Raw genomic sequence first — 237 nt, 5'->3', positions numbered from 1 at the left:
TAATAAAAGAAGTAATCGATTTTATACAATTGACTTATGTCAACACGTCGTTCTGAGCGAGAGTTTTTTATTTCTTCACGTCTTGTGCCGCAGTTAGTTTTTTATTTAGAGAAAGCGAATCTTCCCTATTATCGTGTATCCAATTATTGTGTATTGGTTCATGTGTCTGCGTTAAGTCGGTTAGGGGATGTTTTGTTAGAGGCGGGGGCGTTTATGTTTGTCAAGTCGGAGCGGACA

General features: G+C 38.8%; 1 protein-coding gene. It reads left to right on the top strand.

Translation table 11 applies throughout. From position 1 onward, the window contains the following. Window positions 1–36 precede the first annotated feature (36 nt). The coding region (locus NZM05_12720) for a hypothetical protein (protein ID MCS7014478.1) at window positions 37–237 on the top strand (201 nt) is incomplete at its 3' end.

The sequence above is a fragment of the Chloroherpetonaceae bacterium genome, assembly GCA_025056565.1.
Classification (GTDB): Bacteria; Bacteroidota; Chlorobiia; order Chlorobiales; family Thermochlorobacteraceae; genus Thermochlorobacter.
Note: the sequence above shows the minus strand (reverse complement) of the source record. Positions and strands in the feature narration are given on the sequence as shown.